Origin of the sequence: Mesorhizobium sp. M3A.F.Ca.ET.175.01.1.1 (genome assembly GCF_004791945.1) — a bacterium.
Classification (GTDB): domain Bacteria; phylum Pseudomonadota; class Alphaproteobacteria; order Rhizobiales; family Rhizobiaceae; genus Mesorhizobium.
In genome coordinates this window covers 102,425-123,833 of record NZ_SRTP01000015.1, presented here as the reverse complement: position 1 = coordinate 123,833, position 21,409 = coordinate 102,425, and the positions used below count along the sequence as shown (strand labels likewise).

Annotated in this window: 18 protein-coding genes; 14 read left to right on the top strand and 4 right to left on the bottom strand. The window is 59.6% G+C overall.

Features of this window, described 5'->3' with window-relative positions:
- Window positions 1-147: 147 nt before the first annotated feature.
- Genes EN818_RS26340 through EN818_RS26330 form a run of 3 tightly spaced genes read left to right on the top strand, consistent with a single transcriptional unit; the run spans window position 148 to window position 3,363 of the window.
- Window positions 148-1,428: a glycosyltransferase family 1 protein gene (locus EN818_RS26340; protein WP_135905906.1), complete on the top strand. Its 1,281-nt coding sequence runs from the start codon at window positions 148-150 to the stop codon at window positions 1,426-1,428.
- Window positions 1,429-1,441: 13 nt separating this feature from the next.
- Entirely contained in the window at window positions 1,442-2,437 is a 996-nt protein-coding gene (locus tag EN818_RS26335; RefSeq protein WP_095808093.1) for a glycosyltransferase family 2 protein, read from the top strand.
- Entirely contained in the window at window positions 2,434-3,363 is a 930-nt protein-coding gene (locus tag EN818_RS26330) for a glycosyltransferase (RefSeq protein ID WP_176478425.1), read from the top strand. The genes EN818_RS26335 and EN818_RS26330 overlap by 4 nt, the downstream gene beginning before the upstream one ends.
- A gap of 41 nt (window positions 3,364-3,404) precedes the next feature.
- Here the strand turns inward: EN818_RS26330 and EN818_RS26325 are convergent, their stop codons facing one another.
- Complete coding sequence (locus tag EN818_RS26325; RefSeq protein WP_135905902.1) at window positions 3,405-4,862, bottom strand: oligosaccharide flippase family protein; 1,458 nt, start codon at window positions 4,860-4,862, stop codon at window positions 3,405-3,407.
- Window positions 4,863-5,203: 341 nt separating this feature from the next.
- Here EN818_RS26325 and EN818_RS26320 point away from each other — a divergent pair, with 341 nt between their 5' ends.
- The 4 genes from EN818_RS26320 to EN818_RS26305 all read left to right on the top strand — a co-directional run bounded on the left by EN818_RS26320 (window position 5,204) and on the right by EN818_RS26305 (window position 10,530).
- Complete coding sequence (locus EN818_RS26320) at window positions 5,204-6,274, top strand: acyltransferase (protein ID WP_176478426.1); 1,071 nt, start codon at window positions 5,204-5,206, stop codon at window positions 6,272-6,274.
- A gap of 158 nt (window positions 6,275-6,432) precedes the next feature.
- On the top strand, window positions 6,433-7,866 hold the full coding sequence (locus tag EN818_RS26315) for a DUF4214 domain-containing protein (protein ID WP_135905900.1): 1,434 nt from the start codon (window positions 6,433-6,435) through the stop codon (window positions 7,864-7,866).
- Window positions 7,867-7,894: 28 nt separating this feature from the next.
- A complete protein-coding gene (locus EN818_RS26310; protein ID WP_095808095.1) occupies window positions 7,895-9,241 on the top strand; it encodes a DUF4038 domain-containing protein in 1,347 nt (448 codons plus the stop codon).
- Complete coding sequence (locus EN818_RS26305; protein ID WP_245420508.1) at window positions 9,238-10,530, top strand: polysaccharide pyruvyl transferase family protein; 1,293 nt, start codon at window positions 9,238-9,240, stop codon at window positions 10,528-10,530. The genes EN818_RS26310 and EN818_RS26305 overlap by 4 nt, the downstream gene beginning before the upstream one ends.
- Window positions 10,531-10,604: 74 nt before the next feature.
- On the opposite strand, the gene EN818_RS26300 is transcribed toward EN818_RS26305, so the two are convergent.
- Window positions 10,605-11,606 (bottom strand): glycosyltransferase family 2 protein, encoded by a 1,002-nt coding sequence (locus tag EN818_RS26300; protein ID WP_176478427.1) that lies wholly within the window; start codon window positions 11,604-11,606, stop codon window positions 10,605-10,607.
- Between the two features lie 190 nt (window positions 11,607-11,796).
- On the opposite strand from EN818_RS26300, the gene EN818_RS26295 reads away from it, so the two are divergent.
- From EN818_RS26295 to EN818_RS26285, 3 genes are all read left to right on the top strand, one after another.
- Complete coding sequence (locus EN818_RS26295) at window positions 11,797-12,825, top strand: glycosyltransferase (protein ID WP_095808010.1); 1,029 nt, start codon at window positions 11,797-11,799, stop codon at window positions 12,823-12,825.
- A gap of 347 nt (window positions 12,826-13,172) precedes the next feature.
- Window positions 13,173-14,234 carry an NAD(P)-dependent oxidoreductase gene (locus tag EN818_RS26290; protein WP_095808011.1) on the top strand — a complete coding sequence of 354 codons (1,062 nt, stop codon included), beginning with the start codon at window positions 13,173-13,175 and terminating at the stop codon, window positions 14,232-14,234.
- Window positions 14,235-14,239: 5 nt separating this feature from the next.
- Window positions 14,240-15,577 (top strand): DUF4910 domain-containing protein, encoded by a 1,338-nt coding sequence (locus tag EN818_RS26285; RefSeq protein ID WP_095808012.1) that lies wholly within the window; start codon window positions 14,240-14,242, stop codon window positions 15,575-15,577.
- A gap of 117 nt (window positions 15,578-15,694) precedes the next feature.
- On the opposite strand, the gene rfbC is transcribed toward EN818_RS26285, so the two are convergent.
- On the bottom strand, window positions 15,695-16,234 hold the full coding sequence (gene rfbC, locus EN818_RS26280; RefSeq protein ID WP_135905898.1) for a dTDP-4-dehydrorhamnose 3,5-epimerase: 540 nt from the start codon (window positions 16,232-16,234) through the stop codon (window positions 15,695-15,697).
- Between the two features lie 325 nt (window positions 16,235-16,559).
- On the opposite strand from rfbC, the gene EN818_RS26275 reads away from it, so the two are divergent.
- The 4 genes from EN818_RS26275 to EN818_RS26260 all read left to right on the top strand — a co-directional run bounded on the left by EN818_RS26275 (window position 16,560) and on the right by EN818_RS26260 (window position 19,801).
- Window positions 16,560-17,849 carry a class I SAM-dependent methyltransferase gene (locus EN818_RS26275; protein ID WP_135905896.1) on the top strand — a complete coding sequence of 430 codons (1,290 nt, stop codon included), beginning with the start codon at window positions 16,560-16,562 and terminating at the stop codon, window positions 17,847-17,849.
- A gap of 2 nt (window positions 17,850-17,851) precedes the next feature.
- The gene (locus tag EN818_RS26270) at window positions 17,852-18,667 is read left to right on the top strand and encodes a sugar phosphate nucleotidyltransferase (protein ID WP_095808015.1); all 816 of its coding nucleotides are present in this window, start codon (window positions 17,852-17,854) and stop codon (window positions 18,665-18,667) included.
- Window positions 18,664-19,317, top strand: coding sequence for a PIG-L deacetylase family protein (locus EN818_RS26265; RefSeq protein ID WP_135905894.1), 654 nt, complete (start codon window positions 18,664-18,666; stop codon window positions 19,315-19,317). The genes EN818_RS26270 and EN818_RS26265 overlap by 4 nt, the downstream gene beginning before the upstream one ends.
- Window positions 19,318-19,501: 184 nt before the next feature.
- Window positions 19,502-19,801 (top strand): hypothetical protein, encoded by a 300-nt coding sequence (locus EN818_RS26260; RefSeq protein ID WP_135905892.1) that lies wholly within the window; start codon window positions 19,502-19,504, stop codon window positions 19,799-19,801.
- Between the two features lie 106 nt (window positions 19,802-19,907).
- Here EN818_RS26260 and EN818_RS26255 read toward each other — a convergent pair whose 3' ends face one another.
- A complete protein-coding gene (locus EN818_RS26255) occupies window positions 19,908-21,332 on the bottom strand; it encodes a glutamate-1-semialdehyde 2,1-aminomutase (protein WP_135905890.1) in 1,425 nt (474 codons plus the stop codon).
- Window positions 21,333-21,409: the final 77 nt, after the last annotated feature.

Below are 21,409 nucleotides of genomic sequence, written 5' to 3'. Positions count from 1 at the left end.
CACCATGGCCATCGGGTCATCCGGCTAAGCGGAAATCATTCGGATGGGCGAGATGGGATGCGCCTTCTACCTCAAACGTCTGAGGACCTCGCTGTCGCCGGGAATGCTAGTCTTTTGCTCGGGCGCCGAAAGTACCGGGGGAGGGGCATGGCAAAACTCGAATTCGACACGACGGAGTCGCTGCCATCGAACCCCAGACAGTGGAACGGGCATCGCGCCGGCATACCATTGACGAGGTCGCTTGCCGAGAACGCCGAAAACCTGATCGGGCATCCCGGCTGGCGGTGGGCCGAACAGAAAACCTCAAGACGGCGCTGGACCGTCAACGGAGATTTCACGACGCTTCGGCCGAACGGAGTGGCCCGTTATGCCCGCGAGGTGACCATGGCGCTCGATGCGCTCATCTCGGAGCGGCATCCGCTCGCTCATGACCTCGAGATCGATCTTGTGGCGCCGCGCCCGCTGTCCGAACCGCTCCAACTCGACGCCATCCCGGTGCGGGTCGTTCCCGAGTTCAGCAAGCCGCGGCTCCCGCAATTCTGGGTGCAGGCGCAGTTGCCCAGGCATGTGCCCGGTGGATTGCTGAGCTTCTGCAATCTCGCTCCCGTCTTGGTGAGGCGCCAGATCGCGTGCATTCATGACATGCACACCAGGCTGATGCCGGCGAGCTATGGACGGGGTTTCCGATGGGCGCACCGCCTTATCCTGCCCGCGCTCGGCAGGCGGGCGGCCCGCATCACAACCGTCTCGCAGCTGTCGCGAAGCCATCTGGTGGGATTCGGCATTGCCCCGGATGAAAACATCGTCGTCACCTACAATGGCAGCGACCACGCAAAGAGATGGGATGCAGCAAGATCCTCGTTGAGCGTCGATCGCGGCAGGCCCTATGTCCTTTGCCTTGGCCGGCGGGATCAGGAATACAAGAACATGGGTCTTCTCGCCAGGGTGGCCCAACTTCTCGACGATATGGGTCTCGACCTCTGGATGCCGGGCGATGTCGACGAAACCACGATCCTTCGTTACGTCCCGAACATGCCGACCAACATCGTCCTCCTCGGGCGTATCGGGGATGATGACTTCAAGAAGGCGCTCGAAGGCGCTCTGTGCTTCCTGTTTCCGTCACGCATCGAGGGCTTTGGGCTTCCTGCGGTCGAAGCGATGGCGTCGGGTTGTCCCGTCATTGCCTCGACCTCGCCCTGCCTCCCGGAGGTCTGCGGCGACTCGGCCCTGTATGCCGACCCCGAGGATGTCCATTCCTGGGCCGAGAAGATCCGTCAGCTCATGAACAACTCATCGCTGCGAGAGTGGTTGATAGCCAAGGGACATGCCAGGGCAAGCAGCTATTCGTGGCGGTGGATCGCCTGGAAATACCTCGAGCTGATGGTGCAGGTGGACGCCGATTTCGAGGACCCGCGGGCTCAGTCATGAGGAGCCAGTGCTGATGCCTCGCATCGATGTAGTCATACCTTGCTATAATGCTGGAAGGTACCTGGCGCAATGCATACGCAGCGTGCTTTCGCAGAACATTGACGACCTCCGGATTATCGTCATCGACAACGCATCAACCGATGACAGCGTGGGAGTGGCGCGCCGGTTTGCTGCCGAGGACAGTCGGATTGAGATCGTCTGTCACGCCAGAAATCTTGGACCGGTAGCGTCCTTCAACGAGGGCATCGACCTTGCAAGCGGCGACTACTTTATCGTTCTGTGCGCCGACGATCTCCTCGCGGACGGTTCACTGCAGCGCGCTACTAACGTTCTCGAAAGCAATCCGACCGCTGTTTTCGCGATAGGGTCTGAACTCAGCATGATTGACGGAAAGGATTTCGTCGAACCAAGTCAATCGGGTCGATGGCGGGTCACAGAAGGAGCTCGGTTCGTTGAGGACTGCTGCCGACATCTGGGGTTATCCCTGGCCTTGGGAGCGGTATTGGTCAGGACAACCGCGCAGAAGGCGGTGGGACACTATCGCGCGTCGCTTCCCCACGCGGACGACCTGGAGATCGCGCTTCGCCTTGCCCGATTGGGTTGTGTCGTCGAATTCGAAGGTGCACTCGGCATCCGCCGTCTGCATCCCGAGCAAATGACGGTTGTGCATTTTTCAGACAAGCTGGTCCAGTTGAAGGAGCGAGAGGCGGTATTCAACAGCTTCTTCACGCAGGAAGGAGCAGCCATGCACGAAGCAACCCGATTGCATCGCATCGCCATGCATAGAATTGGCGACGCCGCTTATTGGTCAGCAGTCTCGCATCTGTTCCGGGGAAAGACAGCTCGCGGTCTCGAACTGCTCAGATATTGCTTTTCACTAACGCCCGTATCGAGGCTATTTCCGCCGCTGGGACATTTCTATCGAAAGAAGGGAACCTTCAAACGAGCGCTGTCGGTGATTTCAAGCCGGGTGAGCTGGGTTGCCGACCACGCGGAGGATCGGGTGTGACGAAAGAGCGTATCGGCGTCGTTTACTTGACAGACGGCAGGCGGGACGATCTGACCTATGCCAGTGCTGTCGCGCTGGGCTTGAACCACTCGCGCGGGATAGACATTCACATCGTTCAGGCTGGCTTCAGTGCGGACCCGCCTCCAACCGTCCTCGAGCTCCTCCAGGCGAAGGGGCATCGGCTGGCGACCCACACCTTGCTGACGGTCGATCGAGGCCTGCCAGGTCGCGGCCACATAACGCCGACTGCATACGCAAAAAGCGACGCGATCGCGCTGGTTTCAAACGAACACGATGTCGTCTGTTACCTCGACAATGACACGCTGGCGGTACAGCCTCTTGATCTGGAAGTTGCCGCCCCTAAAGCGCAACCCCTAGCCGCAGCGCCCGACCTATCCATATCCACGGGCAGCGACAATCCCACCTTCTTTGCCAATTGCGACAAGCACGGCCTTCAGAGACGCTACTTCAACTCTGGCCTGCTGATCATCAATGCCTCTCGTTGGAGAGCTTCGGGAATTCCCGAGCGATACGAAGCCGCGGTCAGGGCGCATGCCGAGTTTTGTCCCTATTGGGATGGATCATGCACCGATCTCGACCAATGCGCCTTCAACATTGCCGCCGGCGGATCATGGGAGACACTTCCGGTGGAATTCAACGTGCAGAAGTCCGCTTTTCAAACACCCTATTGGGACCGTGCCTTGATCCGTCACTATACCGGATCCAAGAAATTCCTCCCTGCGAGAGCTCATCGCGCCGATGGCAAGGAGCGGTCCGTCCTTCGGCGCATAGCGCATGAATGCCAGGATCTCGGCCTGGAAATTCCGGCTGGCTATCTTGGGCTGGCATACTGGGCCAACAGATTGCGAAGGAAGGCCGAACGTGCCAGGATTTCCCGGCTGATCGGCCAGTTTCTTGTGGTCTAATCGCGACGATCTCGTAGACTCGCGGACGCGGAATGTGGGGCTCAGCCGGCCGAAGCGCGAGCCCGACGGAAATCCGGGATGATGGCCACGATCTCACCCAACAGCGGATGCCTGGTAAGCATCAGCGCCATTGCCCATCCGATCAGCGCCAGCAATCCGGCGCCGAATGCTTGCCCGAATGAAAGACCGACGCCGGGACCGTAGCCCCAGGTGACGAGGAGCGGGGGGATCACGCTCGCTATGGCCACGACAGCGCTTCTCCATATCGCCGCAGCGATGTCCCTGTGTCTCAGTCCGAGCCTGCGACGGACGAAGCTCAAAGCGACAATCGCCTGGAAAGGAACAGTCACCAGCATGCTCCAAATGGCTGCGTGCAGTCCGCCCAGGATCACCGCTATCGACAGGATGATGCCGGAAAGCGGGAACGCGATCAATGCTCGAAGGAGCAAGTCGCGGATACCACCCACCGCAACAGTCACTGGATAATTGAGCTGGAAACTAAACGAGAAAAGAAGCGCGATGGCGACGACCTGGACGAGCGGCGCGATCTCGATCCATTGGTGACCGAGCACGACTTCTATGACCGGGCGCGCAAGGACCGAAAGCACCAGGAGCGCGGGCCAGTGGAGGCCGGTAATGAGGGAAAGGGCGGCGAGATATGGGCGCTTCAAATCTCTGCCTTGCCTGACTTCGGCCGAAAAGGCAGGCAGCACAACGCTCATCGCCCCACCGAGGATGAGCTTGTCGGGAATCTGACCGATCAACAGGGTGCGGCTAAACAAACCTGCGGCATTCGGTGACACGAAGCGGCCCAACAGCAGCATAGGCAGTGCGTCGAAGATATAGAAGATGATGGCGATGGCGCCATTGTATCCGCCGAACGAGATCATCCCACGCCAGTTGGCGAGGGACGGCTTGAACATCCAGAAATGGGGACGCAGTGCCAAGGCGAGGGACGCGGCAAGTCCGCTGCCGATCAGCCAGCCCCAAGCGAAGCTCATGTAGCTAAAACCTGCAAACGCAAGCGCTATTGTAGCCACGGAAGACGTTGCCGCCCCCGTGATGTTGATGGCAGCCACCTTGCCAAAGGACATTTCCCGCCGCAGGAGAGCGTTGATCAGGATGAAACAAGCATCGAGGAAGAGGCAGATCGAGACGATGTGGAAGTAGGGGACAAGGTTCGGTTGTCGATAGAACAAGGCCATCGCAGGGGAAACGGCGACGAGAACAGCGGCGATGATCCCAGTGAGGATAAACATCACCGTAAATGCCGCCCCGATGTCCTCGCGGCTCAGCTCGTTGCGCTGGATCAGGTAGCTGGAACTTGAGAATTCCCTGACGGACATGATTATCGCCAGGATAGCGGTGCCGATTGCCGATACCCCGATTTCTTCGGGCGTCAATATCCGGGAGACCACGGCAGCGGTGGTAAAATTCGTGGCCAACAAGACGTAGCGTTCACCCGTGCTTATCAGGAGTGCGCGTTTTACGGCGAGCATGGGTGCTCTTCTTTCCCACTAAGGCGGGGCTCGTCCGCCTGGATCGGTCACCGATAGTCCGACAAACCGGTTGGAAGATCATGCCGCCAAAAAGGCTAAGGGGATGCACCCGCCCAAAGGGGTAGCGCGAACGCAAAGGTTCTGCCGCGTGGCCATCCCGCACAAACCTGCACCTGACAGCCGGATGGGGTGCTTCGCCCCGCCGCTGTCATCGCCCGTTATCGACGGGAACCCCTAAGACATCCATTGGGCGTAAGCACGCACCCGCCGGAGGGATACGTTGTGTAGCCGCAGGATAGACCTAGGATCGACAACCTTGTTCTGACATGGCGGGGGATGTGATGAGCAGGCAACATCGCGAGCTGTATGGGCTTCAAATACTCCGCGCGATTGCGGCTCTTGCTGTGGTAGTTCGCCATACCCTTGACATGTCGGAGGGGTCGGAAGCCGGGCGCTTGGGCCCGTATTGGATCGCGACGTCCGGCGGCGCCGGAGTCGATCTGTTCTTCGTGATTAGCGGCTTTATCATGGTCTATGTGAGCTTCCCTTTTGGGCGGCTCCCGGACTCGCCGAAGGACTTCATCATCAAGCGAGCAACGCGCATTTACCCAATATACTGGATATGCAGTGCGGCAATTGCCGCAATATCGGCAGTTGGATTTTTGCACAGCAAGCATATAGATTCTTATACTATATTAAATTCGGTGCTGCTGCTTCCAGGAGACAAGTTGGTGTTTGTCGCGTGGACGCTTTCATATGAAGTGTATTTCTACGCCATTTTTTCGATTTGTCTGGCGTTGGGCAGGTTGGGTCCAACGTCGTTGGCGGCCATGCTCCTGATGGTCGTTGGGATTGCGTTCGGGGGCCAAATTCCAAATCCGACATTCGCCAAGTTCGTCTCCAGTCCTCTCGTTCTGGAGTTCTGTTTCGGTATCGTTTTGGCATTGTTGTTTTGCGCTGGCGGAAAATGGAGAGTCCCGCAAGCTCTTAGTATTCCTGGGTTCCTGGCCATAATCGTGGCTTCGATCTTTACGATGCAGCACGATGCTGCACCAGATGCCACGCGGGTCATCATGTGGGGTATTCCGGCCGCTCTGATCGTGGCGGCTTTTCTCAACGTCGATCGGCCGCAGTCTAGGCTGGGCCGAGCGGCTGTACTGCTCGGCGACGCGTCTTACGCGCTGTATCTCACTCACATCTTCGTCATGCTGGGCTATGGCTGGCTAATCAAGGCGACGTTTGTCGGAGGCGTTTCGCAGGTTCCCTTCGTTCCCGCGATCATATCCATATGCATCATCGTCGGCGTGCTGACGCATCTGCTGATGGAAAAACCAATTCTGGAATTCATCAGGAAGACCCTGAAGCGCCAGCGGAGCCGGGAGCCGCTCGAGGTTGGCAGCTTGCCAAGCTAATCCAACCGACGACTGCCATAACCATGCAGCCCCTGGTCAGGGTTACGTCCGAAGCGGTAGTGCGGGTACTTCATTCACCCGTATGGGCAAATTGCTTCCCATGAACGCAATCCCGACTATCCAGCCTGATTTGAAATCGGGCAGGGAGGGCCCTTGCCATGTCCTTTCGTTTCGCAGCAGCCGCAGCCTGTCTGCTGGCCACCGTCGCGCCTGCTTCCGCTGATCTCATCTGGGGGGTCAACGGACATCCGATAACCGCCTATCCCGGCATATCGGTGGAAAGGCAACTCGACTACCTCAAGGATCTCGGCCTGAAATCCTACAGGGTGAACGTCACCGGCGAGGATAATGTCGATAAGCTTGCCGCACTTGTCGATGCCGGAAAGACGAGAGGTATCGAGATCCTGCCCGTCATCACGCCTGCGGGCATCGATCTGGACAAGGATAGCCCGCAGGAGCTCTACGGGAAGAGCCGGAAAATGGCGATCGCCCTCGGCAGCAGGTTCAAGGACGACATTCGCGCTTGGGAACTCGGCAACGAGATGGAGACCTACGCCATCATCAAGCCCTGCGAGAAGCGCGACGACGGAACCCAATACCCCTGTGCATGGGGGCCTGCCGGCGGAACCGAGGCTCTCGACTACTACGGGCCGCGCTGGGTGAAGGTAAGCGCCGTCCTCAAAGGGCTGTCGGAAGGCATGACGGAGGTCGATCCGGGCATCAGGAAGGCGATGGGCACTGCCGGATGGGGCCACACCGGCGCCTTCGCGCGGATGAAACAGGACGGAATCGCCTGGGACATCTCGGTCTGGCACATGTATGGCGATGATCCGGAATGGGCCTTCCGCGACATTGCCGGCTACGGCAAGCCGATCTGGGTCACAGAATTCAACAATCCTTATGGGAGTCAGCGCGGCGATCGGCAGCAGGCCGACGGTGTCAAGCAGACAATGACGCGCCTGCGCGAGCTCAGCGAGAAATACAAGGTCGAGGCCGCGCATATCTATGAACTGTTGGACGAGACCTACTGGGCGCCGAGCTTCGAAGCAAAGATGGGATTGGTAAGGCTCACCGCTGCATCCGATGGCAGCTGGAGGGCTGGCGAACCGAAGCCAGCCTACAAGACGGTGCGCGACCTGACCCGGGGCCCGCAGCCGCCGCTCAAGCCGCGTCGGGAATGCGATCCCCGAACCGCGGCCGCCGACAAGCCCGTCCATGTGAGGCAGGCGAGCTTCGTCTACTGCCTCATACTGGGCCGCGAAGGCGACTCGGCCAGCGTGGAGCGGTGGTCCGCAGCCCTGGAAAGCGGAAACAGCAAGCTTGCGGACATGATCGTGGAAATGATGCGCACGGATGATTTCGAATCCAGATACGCGACGTTCGGCCTGACCGACAGCGCCTATGTCAGTTTCCTTTTTCAGTTGCTTCTCGGTCGCGGCGCGGACGGATACGGCTTGGAGACCTATGTCACTCAGTTGCGTGCGGGATCCATGACGCGGGAGATGGTGGCCTACGGCATCATCACTTCGGCGGAGTTCAATTCCAGATATGCCGCCACCCGCGAAGCCAATGCGGTGCCGGCTCCGGGCTAGCAGCAAGGCCGGCTGCAAGGTGGGCATCATGGCAATGCGCCTCGCTTCCGCGCTCACGGCCATCGTCGCCTTTGCGGCCATGTCCACCGGAAGCTGGTCATGCGAACGCTCCGGCGGGACGCAGTTCCCGCTGCGGATCGAATCTGGAAGAAACTATCCGGTCGACAGGAATGGCCGTCCCTTCTTCATGCATGGTGACTCGTCCTGGTCGCTCATCGGCGATCTGACGGATGAAGAAGCCCTCCTTTATCTCGAGGATCGCAAGGCGCGAGGCTTCAATACCATACTGGCCAACCTTCTCGAGCACCGCTTCTCCCGCAAGGCGCCGGCAAACGCGTATGGCGAAAGGCCGTTCGCGGATGGCGGAAATTTCGTCGTCCCGAACGAGGCATATTTTGCCCACGCCGATCGCATCCTGCAAAAGGCATGCGATCTGGGTTTCCTAGTGCTTCTCGTTCCGGCCTATCTTGGATATGGCGGTGGCGGTGAAGGCTGGTATCAGGAAATGGCGGTCGCGGGGGCAACGAGACTTGAGGCCTACGGACGCTTTGTCGGACGACGCTATAGGCATTTCGACAACATCATGTGGGTGAACGGCGGCGACTACAATCCTGCGCGCAAGGACCTGGTGAGCGCCCTCGCTAGAGGCATCATGGAAGAGGATCCCGACGCTCTCAGCACGGTCCACGGCGCCCCGGAAACGGCCCCTCTGGATTTCTGGGGTCACCAGCCCTGGCTCAGCGTGAACAACGTTTACACCGATGGTCCCGTCTATGCGGCAGCGGCCAGGGAGTACGATGCCGGCAGGGGCATGCCCTTCTTCCTGATCGAGAGCGCCTATGAGTTCGAACACGGCGCCGACCAGTACCGGGTCCGCGTCCAGGCCTACCAGGCGATCCTGTCGGGCGCTTTCGGGCACCTCTACGGCAACAACCCGATCTGGCATTTCGGCGGTCCAGGCCTTTGGCCGGTGGACATGACGTGGCAAAAGGCGCTCGACACGCCCGGCGCGCGGAGCATGCAGATCCTGCATGACTATTTTTCGTCCATCAGGTGGTGGCAACTGGAACCCGACACCGGCAATGATTTGCTGGTCGGAGGACAGGGCGGCTACCACGCCCGTACACTATCGGCGCGGACGACGGATCGTTCGCTTGCGCTCGTCTATCTGACCGCCGGGAGGGGCATCACGCTCGATCTTGCAAGGCTCGCCGGGCCGCGCATTTCAGCCCGCTGGATCGATCCGTCAACAGGCGGAAGCGCAACGGTAGCTGGATCACCATTTGCCGCAGATGTCCGATATTTCGTTCCGCCAAAGGGCGATCACGTCGATTGGCTACTGGAACTCCGCTCGTCGCCGGTACAAAGCCAATGACCGCTAGAAATGACGCCGACCGCTTTGAGAGCCTCGCGATTGCCGACGCGGCCGGGTCGGTATCTCACATTAGCGGAGATCGCGCTGCCATGCGCAGGACACCTCAAAAAATAGCTCTGTTCGGCCTCTTCGGTAGCGGCAATCTCGGCAACGAAGGTTCGCTTGAAGCTATGGTCGAGTTCCTGAGACGGGAGCGGCCGGACGCAGAACTTTCATGCATCTGCCGGGAACCTGAGGTCGTCAAAAAGACGTTCACGATCGAGACATTGCCAATTCGCCGGAACGGGCCGGCAGGCGGGCTCGCTGGTAGACTGAACCGGCTGTGCCTTAGGATTCCAGCAAAACTTGCTGATTTCGCGCGGGCGTTCGGGCACGTCCGCAAGGCAGATGTCATGATCATCCCAGGCACCGGAATCCTGGACGATTTCGGCGAGAGGCCTGCAGGCATGCCCTACGACATCTTGAAATGGTGCCTGGCCGCCAGGCTTGCCGGCACACGGATTGCCTTTGTCAGCATCGGGGCAGGACCGATCAGGAACCGCCTCAGTCGCCTGTTGATGATTTCGGCCGCGCGGCTGGCCCACTACCGGTCCTATCGCGACCTTCAATCAAAGGAGTTTATGGAGAAAGTCGGCTTCGATGCCAGCAACGATGCGGTCTATCCAGACCTTGCCTTCGGCCTGCCGGCGCCAGCTCCGCTGCCACGCACCGTCCCAAGCGTGCTCAGAGTAGGTGTCGGCGTCATGGCCTACCGTGGCTGGTATGGTTTTGCCGATGGCGGCCAGCCGATCTTCTGTCGGTACATCGGCAAGCTGGCGGAGTTCGTAGCCCATGTGTTGGACAGCGGGCACGAAGTACGGCTCCTTACCGGCGACGACGACGATAGCATCGCCATCGACGCGCTCCGGGCGGCCGTAAGGAAACTCAGGCCTGGCGCAATGCTTGCGCATGCGCAAGTCAATTCGCTGGGCGACGTGATGGCACAGATGGCGCTGACCGACATTGTCATCGCCACGCGGTTCCACAACATTGTCTGCGCATTGAAGATGTGCAGGCCGACCATCTCGCTTGGCTACGCCAGGAAGAACGACGTGCTGATGGAGCGAATGGGTCTAGGCGAATATTGCCAACATATTGAAACTTTCAATGTTGACACACTTGTCGCGCATTTTTCGCGGCTGACGGCAGACACCGAAAAACACGAACAGGCAATCAGTGTGCGGCTCGCCGAATTCAGGGCAAACGTCACCAGACAGGACGCTTGCCTGCTCTCCAGCGTGATCGGTTGACGCCCGTCTGGATAGCCGCGGTGACGGCGCGCTCGCCACAGCTACGTCCTGCCCAAGCACAGACATTCAGCTAGTCAACCAGTTATCGGAAACAGCCTGGCTGCAGTTGCAACTGCAATTTCGCGCATTCGGCTTGTTACCAGATGTCCAACGTTTTCGACGTGCCATAGGTAGGAAACGGGCGGCATGAATCTTGTAGCTGGTTCGATGGACCAGGCAAACTGCAGAAGCTCGGCGGAGGCTTGGCGTTTGCCTCGCAGGTGGTGGGAGACGCCAGCCCAATAGGCACGGTGCGCGATGTTGCGTCGTACCCTTTTTCGCATTTTGGCTCCCCAGGGGTAGGTGGCCCCTTCGTTGGCAAAGAAGCTTTCAAAGGCCGCCAAGAGTTCTTGGAGTTCGCGCTTCCAATTTCCCCAACAATCAGCCGAGATGTTTCCGCCGTGTCTTCTGCGAATTCCCTGTACCGCGTCCATTTTTGCGGCACTCCCGAGCGACACAAGCCGCATCAGCATTTCCAGGTCATCCGTGTAGTAGAGCTCCGGCCTATAGTAGCCGACTTGCTTTTGAACTGACGTTCTCACGACGAACGAGCCGGTTCCAATTGGCGTGTGCGGCATCGACAATGTTTCCGCAAACTGCGGTCCCGAGATAATGCTGGTGTGCACTGCGCCATCAACAGTCGCTGGGACAGGACAAGGATTTGGTTCCTCCCAAATGACCTGGCCGCCGTAGGCAAGAGCGACCCCAGTTTCGGCCCGCAACACCGACAGGGCCCGGCCGAGACAACCCGGAGCCAGGAGATCATCGGCACAAAGGATCAAGAAATAGTCGCTTTGCGCCCAGTCAATCCCCGTATTGAATGAAGCGTGGGGGCCCATATTCCGTTCGCGCAGGCACAACTCGACACGACTGTCTTCAGCGGCGATGAGGCGCGCGGTTTCTGCGCTCCCGTCGGTTGATGCGTTGTCGATGATAAGGACTCGGATGTCCGCACTCTGGCTGAGCACGCTGGCTATGCATTGCCGGAGGAATCGCCCGTGATTGTAGCAAGGAATGGCTATGTCGATCTCAGGCATTCGACTGGTGTCCGACGTCAGGCGGTGACGATCTACGTGTGCCACGAATGGGGGTAGCCGGAACCCGCCGTTTTCGGATGATCTCCCCAAACGGAGTACGTCCCGTCTCCGCACGTCTACTTCCTTCTGCCAGCTTCTAACCCGCTCCGACGGAGTGCACTCAATGGATGAAGATTGAAAGATAAGTGCCATGTCGATCTATGCGAACGCGGGTTCGCCAAGGCCATCCCGGCCAAAGATTGCCGCAGCCTATCTTTGCGATCGCAACTACCACGACATAACCCTCTATTCTCTGGCTTCGTTTGCCCGCAGTCATAGTAGTCCGCTGGACTTTCACTTCTTCCAGGTCGGCTACCACAAAGACGTGCCTGCCCGTTTCAAAGATTTTCTGGCGTCGCACAACCACACGATCCGCGTGCTGGAAGCTCCCTTCGTGCGCCCAGCCGTCGAGATCAGGGAACGGCCAGGCAAACATCGGCACATCACCGGAACGGCCCTTCTCAAGGAGTGTGCGATCGGGAAGCTCTCCGACGCCTACGACTATGTGCTCTATCTGGACGGAGACATGCTTGCGTTCAGCGACGTTCATTGCGAACACGCTGCCGGGTTCAATCAGATTGCGGCTGTCTGCCTCGACCTTTCGATCGGCACGGGTCTCTACGATCCTTCGATTTTCGATCGGTGCAGCGCATTTGGCCTGTGCCCCCGCTACTTCAATTCTGGCCTCATGCTGATCAATTCTCGCAAGTGGCGGGAGACGGAAGCCGACCGCCGGTTTGCGGAAAACCTCGAACGACATCTCGATCAGTGCCCCTACATGAGGGCATGCCCGACGCATGACCAGTGCGTCTTCAACATGACCTTCAATTTCGACTCGCTTCTGCTGCCTGTATCGCTCAACGTGCAGAAGTGCGCTCTCCACACGCACGCTTGGCGGACGGCCACGGTTAGACACTACACCGGGTATCGAAAATTCCTTCCGGTGCGCGCCCGCACATGCGATCCAAGGGAATATGCATTGTTGCGCGCGATCAGCAGAGAAACAGGTCTCCCGGGCCCCGGTTTGCTTTATGACCATGGTATCTCTTATCTCGCCAACAAGGTGAGGCGGCGAAAGGAGATCGCAAAATACGAGATCGCTCTCGCCCAACAATCCAATGCCGAGGCGGATGCCCGAGAATTCTACAGCGGGACGGCGCCGCGTGAGTCGCACCGCTAGCGCTGGCGAGATCTTACCCACGGAAATGGATCGGGATGTAGAAGTCCTCTGTTCAAGATCGCGCCCGGTTTTCAAGTAGGAGTGAAAGTCCGGTTGGATCTGGAACTCACGCCTCAAGCTCCAGTCCGGCAAAGAAATGAATGCTGGAGGAATCCACCCGATGTCCAGGTGCTGCTACCGTCCAAAGAAATCCTCTTAAAGGTTTAGCGGTACTCCTACCCGAAAGACGTAGCCGGTTGCCAGCGTTCGTCCAACTGGGCATGCCGATCTCCCATTGGCGTTCTCGCCCGCTCCTTTGAGCCCAACTAGCCTCTCCGCGACTCTGGGCGCTTGCGAAAAGGTGTGCGATGAAAGTCATGGTGACCGGCCATCAAGGCTATATCGGCTCGGTGATGGTGCCGATGCTGCTTCGCGCGGGGCATTCGGTCAGCGGCTACGATAGCGATCTCTACCGCCGCTGCACCTTTGCCTCGGGAGGAGAGCAGGTTGCCGTGCCGTCCATCCTGAAGGACGTGAGGGATGTGACTGCGAGCGACCTCGAGGGATTCGATGCCGTTATTCACCTCGCCGCTCTTTCCAACGACCCCTTATCCGACCTCGATCCCAATATCACCTATGAGATCAATCACAAGGGCACCGTCCGCTTTGCGAAGGCTGCCAAGCAGGCTGGGGTTACCCGCTTCCTGCTTGCCTCTTCATGCAGCAACTATGGGCAGGCAGGAGACGGCATGGTCGACGAGACGGCCGAGCTGAACCCGGTCACCGCCTACGGCTGGTCGAAGGTGCTTTCGGAACGCGACATTTCGGAACTGGCCGACAGCAACTTCTCCCCGATCTACTTCCGCCCCGCCACGGCCTACGGCCTGTCGCCGCGCCTGCGCTTTGACATCGTGCTGAACAATCTCGTCGCCTGGGCCGTCACCAAAGGCGTGATCCTGCTCAAGTCCGACGGTACGCCATGGCGGCCAATCGTCCACATCGAGGACATTTCGAGGGCCTTCATCGCCGGACTGGAAGCGCCGCGCGAGGCCGTTCACAACGAAGCCTTCAATGTCGGGCGCACGGAGCACAACTACCGGATCCGCGACATAGCCGAGATCGTGGCCAGCGTCGTGCCGGGTTGCCGTCTTGAATTCGCCTCCGATGCCGGCCCCGACAAGCGGTCTTATCGCGTCAGCTTCGATAAGATTGCGCGCACGCTGCCTGCCTTCAAGCCGCAATGGGATGCGCGCAAGGGTGCCGAGCAGCTGTACCAGGCCTACGCCAAGTCGAATGTGACGCTCGAGGAATTCGAGGGGCCGCGCTTCCAGCGCATCGGCCACATCAAATATCTGCGGGCCAATCAGTTCCTGGACGAGCGGATGCGGGTCACCGAACCCTCGCGAAAGCTGGAGGCAGCGGCCGGTTAGCGCGAATGGAACACGTGGTCCCGGAGCGGCTCGGCCAGCCGCCGTCTTCCACCGGTGCTGGGCAGGAAATCTACGCGTTGGCCGAACGCCTCTTTCCGATCTGCCGGAGCATCACGGGGGACGGCGTGCGTCGAACGCTGGACATCCTCTCGGAGCAAATCGACCTGGCACGGCATGAGGTGCCCACCGGAACCCGGCTGTTCGATTGGACCGTTCCGCAGGAATGGAACATCCGCTCGGCAAGCATTATCGGCCCGGATGGACGCAAGATCGTGGATTTCGCCCAATCCAACCTGCACGTCGTCAACTACAGCATAGGTTTCAAGGGGGTTCTGACGCTCGACGAGCTGCGCCCGCACATCCATACACTGCCCGAGCAGCCGCAACTGATCCCATACCGCACAAGCTACTATGCCCCGACTTGGGGGTTTTGCATGGCCCATGACCGCCTGGCCGACATGCCTGACGGTCTATACCAGGTGGAGATCGATGCGGAGCACAGGGACGGCAGCCTCGCCTACGGCGAATATCTGCATCGCGGTGAGACGGAGCGGGAATTCTTTCTTTCCGCCCACATATGCCATCCCTCGCTTGCCAACGACAATTGCTCGGGCCTGGCGTTGCTGGCGACGCTTGCAAGAATCCTCAAGACAAGGAAGACGCGCTACAGCTATCGCTTCCTATTCGCTCCGGGCACGATCGGCGCCCTGGCCTGGCTGTCCCGCAACGAGGATCGGCTGCATCTGATCGATCACGGCCTGGTGCTGTCATGCGTAGGCGACGCCAGCCCACCGGCCTATAAGCGCAGCCGTCGCGGCGATGCCGCCATTGACCGCGCGATGGCCCATGTCCTCGGCCGCGAGGACGGGGCAAAGCTGATCGATTTCTCGCCCTACGGCTATGACGAGCGGCAGTATTGCTCACCGGGCTTCAATCTTGCCGTCGGCATGTTCCAGCGCAGTGTCCACGGCACCTTCCCGGAGTACCATACCTCAGCCGACAATCTCGATTTCATAAGACCCGAGCATCTGGAGAATTCTTTGCGCATCCTCATGGATGTCATTGACATCGTCGAAAAGGACTGGACCCCGCTCAATCTCTTTCCCAAGGGGGAGCCGCAACTCGGCAGGCGCGGTCTCTACGCTGCTCTGGGAGGGCAAAAGTCTTCGGGCGCAACCTCGATGTCCCTGCTTTGGGTGCTCAATCTTGCCGACGGAGAGCATTCGCTGCTGGCGATGGCGGAGCGCTCGGGACTGCCGTTCGGGGAATTGGCGGCCGCGGCCAGGCTGCTTTCGGACCACGGCCTCCTGGCCGAGGCGGCGTTCGAGCACCGCTCTCGATAGCGTCAAGCCCGAACGAGTCTAAGAGAACCGCTGCATGTCGCGCAAAAGTGTGCAGCGGTTTTGCGAACACGACATGCATAGAGCGCGTCGCCCGGATCCGTTTCAGCGCCAGGCGCTTTAGGAAGCCAGCTTCTTCAGCAGCGGCCAGTTGACGTCCCTTTCCGACATCGCGGTCGGCATCAAAGGCCAATTTATCGAAAAGACGGGATCGTTGTAGCGCAGGCCCGTCGATGCGTGTGGCGTATAGAATTGCGATATCAGGTAGGATACCTCGGCGTCGCTCGTGAGCGTCTGGAACCCGTGCGCAAGCCCGGCGGGGATGTAGACCTGTTTCATGTTTTCGGGCGTCAGTTCGAAGCCCAGCCACTGGTGGCGTGTCGGCGAATTCGGGCGCAAGTCCACCACCACATCGAAGATGGCGCCGCGGACGCAGGAGACGAGCTTGACCTCGGCGTACGGCTCCTCTTGATAGTGCAATCCCCGCAGCGTTCCTCTTTTGACCGAATGCGACCGGCTGTGCTGGACAAAACGTGTCGCCAGCCCGCAATCGGCCATCTCCTTTTCGCAGAAAAGGCGAGTAAATGAACCGCGGTCGTCGATTACCCGCGTCGGTTCTATCAGCCAGACGCCCTTAAGCTTCGTTTCTGTGAATCGCATGTCGACGTTCGCCCAACGCTGGCCAAATGGGAACCGGCGGCCCGATTGTTTGCACCGCCCGCCGGGGCCGAAAGAGCTACCTAAGCGTTAGAGACTTCTCCGATTGCGGTAGGCACTACTGACCTGCCTACCCATTCGGAGGTCCTGGCGCGATCGCCGTCCTTGTCGTTTCCCCGTAAGGATTAAGGCACCCGACAGATTGGCAAATCGAACCCGGGTCCGCTCCATTCTAAGTTGCTTCATCTATCTCCGGGGCGCAGCGGGCAGCAGGTTCGTCGTAAGGCTACTGCGTCCCCTTTTTCAAATCAGTCGGGCAGGAGCGGGGATGAACATTCAGGCTGTCGAAGTCGTTCGCGATCACAACACGGCACGCCGGCCTGTCGGCTGCAGGCTCTGCGGGTCCCGCCTGCGCCACACGCTGGTCGATCTTGGCATGTCGCCGCCGTGCGAGAGCTTCCTGCGAGCCGACCAACTGGACCAGGTGGAACTCTATTATCCGCTCAATGTCCTGGTATGCGATACCTGCTATCTGGTGCAACTCAAGGAGTATATGAGCCCCGAGACCATCTTCAGCGAATACGCCTACTTTTCTTCCTTCTCGACAAGCTGGGTCGCCCACGCGAAAACCTATTGCGAGGCGATCACGAAGCGGCTTGGACTCGGCGCCGACAGTCTCGCGGTGGAACTCGCCAGCAACGATGGCTATCTTCTCCAGCATTTCCTGCCGCTCGGTGTTCCGGTGCTTGGCGTCGAGCCGGCAGCCAATGTTGCACGTGCCGCTCTCGAGAAGGGCGTGCCGACCAGGGTCGATTTCTTTGGCGTCCGCCTGGCCCTTCAGATGGTGGCCGAAGGCCTCCGCGCCGATCTCATCATCGGCAACAACGTCCTGGCGCAGGTGCCCGACCTCAACGACTTCGTCGCGGGAATGAAGATCCTGCTCAAGCCGCAAGGCGTGGTCACGCTCGAGTTCCCGCACATCGAGCGGTTGATGGCCGAAAACCAGTTCGACACCATCTACCACGAGCACTTTTCATACTTCTCCTTGCTGACCATCGACTTGATGGCCGCCCGCCACGGGCTGCGGCTGATCGATGTCGAGGAACTGTCAACCCATGGCGGCTCGCTTCGGGTCTATCTCGCCAACGAGGACAGCAACTGGCCAGTGAATGACCGCGTCGCCAAACTGCTCGAGCGCGAAAACAGGCACGGGCTGACGGAAATGGCGACCTACGCCTCTTTCGGCGACAAGGCCCAGCGCGCGAAGCGCGACCTGCTGGCGTTTCTGATCTCCGCCAAGAACGAGGGCAAGAAGATCTGCGGCTATGGCGCGCCCGGCAAGGGCAACACCTTGCTCAACTACTGCGCGATCGGCCCCGACTTCCTCGACTTCACCGTCGATCGAAATCCCTACAAGCACGGTCGCTTCACGCCGGGCATGCACATCCCGATCAGACCGGTAGACGCGATAGACCACGCGAAGCCGGACTACATCCTGATCCTGCCGTGGAACTTGAAGGACGAGATTATCCACCAGATGCATCACGTCGCCGCCTGGGGCGCGAAATTCGTGGTGCCAATTCCTTTCGTGGCAGTGATCGATCCATCGGAGCTATAGAGATGAAAGTCGTCCTTTTCTGCGGCGGCCGCGGCACGCGCATACGTGACTATTCAGACGCCATACCGAAGCCGATGATTCCGCTCGGCCATCAGCCGATCCTGCGTCACGTCATGCAGTGGTACAGCGACTACGGGCATGACGAATTCGTCTTGTGCCTGGGCTACAAGGCCAATGTCATCAAGGACTTCTTCCTCAACACCCGGCCGCAGACCTTCTCCGATTGCGTTGTCACGCATGGCGGCCAGGACGTGAAGCTGCTCGGCGACACGGTCAAGGATTGGAGCATCACGCTGCTCGATACGGGCATCTGGCGCAACATAGGCGAGCGTCTGTGGGCGGCGAAGGACCATGTCAGGAACGAGAAGATGTTTCTGGCCAACTACTCCGACGGCCTCACCAATGTCGACCTCGACGACGTGATCGCGAAGTTCGAGGCCAGCGGCAAGATCGGTTGCTTCCTCGCTGTGCGCGCGCCGCTCACATATCACCTGGCCGACATTGCCGAAGACGGCCGCGTGCGTGAGTTTCGCACGACCGAGACCTCGGAGATCTGGATCAACGGCGGCTATTTCGTGTTCCGGCCCGAAATCTTCGACTACATGCGGGACGGCGAGGAACTCGTTATCGAACCTTTCAGGCGACTGATCGACGACAATATGCTGATGGCATACAAGCATGAGGGGTTCTGGCGTTCCATGGATACGTTGCGCGACTGGCAATCGCTGGAAGACATGGTCGAAAAGGGCGACATGCCCTGGAATAGGAAGATCACCGCCGAGAAAGTTAGACGCAGCATGGTGATGGCTGCATCATGAAGGGACTTGGCCTCGCACGTCGCGGGGAGGACCTCTCCATCCTCTGTCTGGGGGCCCATTCCGACGATATCGAGATCGGCGCGGGAGGAACGATCCTGAGCCTGATCGCTTCGGGAACCAAACTGAACGTCCACTGGTGCGTATTGAGCGCCGGCGGCCAGCGATCGGCCGAAGCCAGGGCGTCGGCGGAAGCCTTCCTCCAAGGCGCGAACTCATCCAACGTCGAGGTGGCGGATTTTGAAGACAGTTTCTTTCCCGCCCACAGTCGATCGATAAAGCATTGGCTGATCGATGTAAGGTCGCGCACTGCTCCCGACGTGGTGTTCACTCACGCCAGGTACGATGCCCATCAGGATCATAGGGAGGTCAATCAACTGACCTGGAACGTCTTCCGCGATCATCTGGTGCTCGAATACGAGATCCCGAAGTGGGACGGCGATCTCGGCCAGCCGAATGCCTATGTGCCGCTTGCGGCCGATGTGCTGGAACGCAAGATCGACCTGCTGCATGAGCACTTCGGGACGCAGCGCTCCAAGGACTGGTTCGACCGTGACACCTTCGTCGGGCTTGCAAGATTGCGCGGAATGGAATGCCGGGCGCCCGAGCATTTCGCCGAGGCGTTCACGCTTCGCAAAGCCAAGATTCTTTAGGGGACCTGCAGAAGGCAATCAGCCGCGAATCGGCAGTGAAGGGCTTGAACGTCCCGGTCGATCTGCTACCAAGCTGCCTGCCGTCGTCCGGCGAAACAGACCTTCGCAGGAAAGACAGGCTAAAAAAGCGATTCAAGCTAAGGCACGATCTTAACGTGCTGTGAAGTTGGGGGGACTTACTAAGGTGCGCAACGCACTTGCTCCTGGATTTTCGCTCAACGAAGCACGCATTGGCACGGTCCAGGGCGGGGAAGCTGGTATTTTGGTCTGGAGGTTCAACCAATTGGTTGCAATCCTTACCCGGATCGATGAGGAAGCCTATTCGACAAAGGGCAAATGGTTCCTCGAGACGGGGTTCGGCCTGCTGAGCGGGCAGCACAGGAATTTCGATACGATCGAGGAAGCCGTGACTTGGGTAGGCCGACACACTTTCCCTGATCCTGCTCACTTGGCAGATTCATTGGCGGATTCGGTTGCGTTTTAAACAAGCTCCCGGCCAACTCCTGCCGCCGGTCATGTTCCTCGCCGCGCGGGGTTTTCGCCATACTGCATGTCGCGCAAAAGTATGCAGAGGTTAGGCTTCCGGGCCGTCAAGACGTCGCTATGAGCTGGCTTGCCGATTGCCCCTTGGTTCCAATGATTGCGGCTTGCGGAGTCTCTTGAGCTGCGCTGACTTCGGCCCGTTCGTCTCCGCTGTTGTAGCGGCGGAAAACGACCTGTGAGGGTCGACCAACCAGGAAGCGGCTGGCTCCCGATTCCAGGGCCTGCGCATAGACCGCCAGCGCGCCATCGACGGCCTCTATGGTCTTCATGACCGCAGCATTGTCGTGCGTGTAGCTGACGACCAGAGACGGCATGAGCACCCCACGCCTGATCGTCTCCTGCAGGAACAGCGAGCGATATGCCTGCGACGGCTTGCCGTCCAGGTCGAGCGTGGCAAATGCCAGGCAGCAGGGTCGGCCGACGACCTTGAAATGCCGATCCACTCCATGGCGCCTGGCCGCCTCCTCGATACCGTCCCTCAGTTTCGTTCCCTGATTATACAGGTGCTCGATCACCGGTTCGTTCTGATAGACCCGCATGGTCGCGATCGCCGCGGCGAGCGCATGCGTCTCCGCGCCATGCGTGGTCGACAGCAGGAAGACTCTCGGGCGGTCCGTATGCTCCAGCCCGCCGAGACGCATGTACTCGCGTTTGCCCGCGAGGGCGGAGACTGAAAACCCGTTGCCGAGCGCTTTGCCGAACGTCGACAAGTCCGGCTCGATTCCATAAAGTTTCTGCGCCCCGCCCGCATGCCACCTGAAGCCGGTGATCATCTCGTCGAGGATGAGCAGCGCGCCGTTGTCCCTGCACAGCCGCTGGACCTTGTGCAGGAACCCGTCTGTCGGATCGTCGCCGCGGGAAGGCTCCATGATCAGAGCCGCCAGCCTGCCTGGGTAGCGGTCGAAAAGCTCCTTGACGCTGGCGACGTCGTTGTAGCGGAAGGTGACGGTAAGATTTCGGACCGCCTCTGGAATCCCTGCATTCATCGGCGTGGTCCCGATGAACCAGTCGTCCGTCGAAAAGAAGGGATGGTCCGCGCAGCAGGCGACAAGATCGCGTCCCGTATAGGCACGCGCAAGCCGGACGGCCCCCGACGTTGCGTCCGACCCGTCCTTGCAGAACTTTACCATCTGGGCGCCGATCAGCTCCAGGAATGTCTCGGCGCAGTCGACCTCGATCCTGGCTGGTCGCGTGAAATTGCAACCCCCGCGGATCGCCTTCTCTGCCGCCCTGAGCACGCTCGGGTAGGCGTGTCCCAATCCGACGGAACGGTTGCCCATGCCGTATTCGATGTACTCGTTGCCGTCGACGTCCCAGACATGGCAACCCAAACCGCGCTCGATGAAACCCGGCGCGAGGACGGGATATTGGTCCTCGCCCTTTGCATAGGTGTGGCAGCCGCCCGGGATCAGTCGGCGACCACGTTCCTGCAGGCGGACGGATCGTTGAAAACGAAAGCCTTGCTCAGACATGAGGAGAAACTCCACTCAGTCAGCAAGTCTACAAGTTCGGCCCAGGATTTCGCGTTCTCCATAAGGTCATCGGTTAG